The sequence below is a fragment of the Mesorhizobium sp. M7A.F.Ca.US.006.04.2.1 genome (genome assembly GCF_004022915.1).
GTDB lineage: Bacteria > Pseudomonadota > Alphaproteobacteria > Rhizobiales > Rhizobiaceae > Mesorhizobium > Mesorhizobium ciceri.
In genome coordinates this window covers 1-2,355 of sequence record NZ_RZQA01000927.1, presented here as the reverse complement: position 1 = coordinate 2,355, position 2,355 = coordinate 1, and the positions used below count along the sequence as shown (strand labels likewise).

At 67.6% G+C, this 2,355-nt stretch carries 2 protein-coding genes; both read right to left on the bottom strand.

Translation table 11 applies throughout. The features are described from left to right. Positions 1–1,192, bottom strand: a 1,192-nt coding sequence (locus EN925_RS32315; RefSeq protein ID WP_164894540.1) for an FGGY-family carbohydrate kinase, incomplete at its 3' end; no start/stop codon positions are given. 7 nt (positions 1,193–1,199) lie between these two features. After that, entirely contained in the window at positions 1,200–2,243 is a 1,044-nt protein-coding gene (locus tag EN925_RS32310; RefSeq protein WP_127384996.1) for a class II aldolase/adducin family protein, read from the bottom strand. Positions 2,244–2,355 lie beyond the last annotated feature (112 nt).

Genomic DNA, 2,355 nt, shown 5'->3' with positions numbered 1-2,355 from the left:
AATCGACGCCGAGCCTGCGACGCCGGATTGCCGTCCAGGCCGGGTTCGCTGCCCCGCCTCCGACGCTCCTGACCGATATCAGCGTGGGCGCGCCGAGTTCGGCAAGCCTGTCATAGCCGAGCGCTTCGATCGCGGCGATGCCTTCGAACATCGCTTTCAGATAATCGGCGTCGTCCGCCGGCCGCGGCGCAAGGCGAGGCGGCAGCGCCGGATCGGCGATCGGAAACCGTTCGCCCGTGGCGGGAAGCGGATAGTAATCGAGGCCGGTGCCCGTCTCCGGGTCGATTGTCGCGCTGAGTTCGATGATACGGGCGAGCGGAAAGTGCTGGGCCAGCACCTTGCCGCCTGAGTTCGAGGCACCGCCCGCCAGCCAGGCGTTGCCGAGCCGGTGGCTGTAGATGCCGAAGCGCGGCGCCGAAATCGGCCGGTCGGACAGGATCTTGATGGTCAGCGAGGATCCCAGCGCAGTGACCCCGTCGCCGATCGCGGCGGCACCGGTCGCCAGGAACGAGGCGCAGCCATCCGTGGTGCCGGCGACGACGGCCACATCGCGCGGCAAGCCGAACAGTTCCCCGGCTTCCGCGGTGAGGGCGCCCGTGACCTCGCCCGGCACGACTACGCGCGGCAGCAACTCCATGCGCATTCCGGTCGCCGCGATCCATTCCGGCCAGCGGCGGGCCTCGACATCATAACCTGTCTTCAGGGCATTGTTCTCGTCGCTGACGTCGAAGCGGCCGGAGAAGTTTCCGGCAATCCAGTCGGCCTGATGCAGCACTGCCGCAATGCCCGGTAGATGCTGGAAGCGCAGGGCCTTGGCGAGGCCGGATGTCGCTCCATGCGCTGCACTTGCAGCCGGCGCGGTGCGGGCGATCGCGGCCAAGAGGCCGTCGTCATCGACCTTGTCGTTGTACATCAGCGGTTCGGCCAGCGGCAGCCCGGCGGCGTCGACCGGCAGCAGCGTGCCGGAGGTGCCGTCGACGGCGATGGCGCGGACCGCCGTGCGGTCGATGCCGGAAAGCAGCTCCGTCAGCGCCGCCTTGACCGCTTGCCACCACGCCGTGGGGGCTCGGCCATCGCGGCCAAACCTGTCGAGTGGAACGGCCGAATGCCCGGCTATGGAAAAATCACGGCGCATGGCGACGGCGCGCGCACCTGATGTGCCAATGTCGATGCCGATGACAAGTGGCATCATGTCCATGCTAGCCGCCAGCCGCGTTGAGCTTCTGGCGATATTGCTCGGCGTCCCAGTTGACCAGCTCGTCATTCTCGGAAGCGGTGAGATAGTTCAGCCGCGCGGCGATGTCGACACGCGCCGTCACGTCGGCGAGGCAGCGTTGCATGGCATCGGCGCCGGCACTGGCGTCGCCGCGCATCAGCACGCCTGCGCCGGGAAACAGGATCGCCGCAGGCGACGTGCCCAGTCGTGCAACGACATCTGCCACGGCCTCGCCTGGCTTCGCCACGACGGAGCCCTGGCCGAGGAAGATGACGTGGTCCGGATAGAGGCTGCCGGCCTGCGCCATGCGGCGGCTCTCAGCGTCGAGCGCAACCGCATGCGCTTCGACATCGGCCGGCAATCTGTAGCCGCTGTCGCCGGCAAGCGCGGCCAAGGCGTCGAGGTCGGGTGCGGCGGTCGCGCGCGCCGGCCGGGCCAGCAATGACCTGATACGGCGCAGCAGAAGCTCCGCCCCGGCGACGGTTTCGGCAGCGACGACCAGCCCGTGATTGCCAAGGATCAGCACGTCGACACCAGGCCGCAGTTTTTCGGCAATGCCGCGTGCAAGCGGCAGGCCGGGCCGGAAATAGGGCACATAGGCCCATTCGATGCCATCGAGCCGCTTGGCGACCTCGGCCTCGCCATCGGCCTGCACGGCAAGCGAGATGGTGTCGACGCAATGGACATGCAGAACGACGCGCTGCGGCATCAAAGCGTGCACCGTGGTCTCGATCGATGGCCGCAGGCCGCGCGGGTTGAGCGCTGCAATGGTGAAACCCTGCGGCTGGTCGGCGGCGCGATCGCGCTGTTCGACGGCTTTCAGCAGCGGCGCCATCGCCACCGGCACCATGATGTCATCGACCAGCGCGTCTTTCAGCCAGGTGCCGGAGGCCTTGATCCACAGCGTGTCGCCGGCTTTCAGCGAGGTGTTGCCGCCTGCCGCCTGGGTGAGATGCGGGCTCCGCCCGATGCTGGCCGAAAGCGCCCGCAAGGCCGCCAGTTCCTGCGCGTCAGCTTGGGTCGCCATGGCGCTTTTCCTCCAACGGCTCGGCCGTGTCCTGCGCGAAATCCCGTTGCCGGGATCGAATTGGCGCTGATATCGCAGAAACGAGTGATCTACGTCAATAGTGATCTACTGT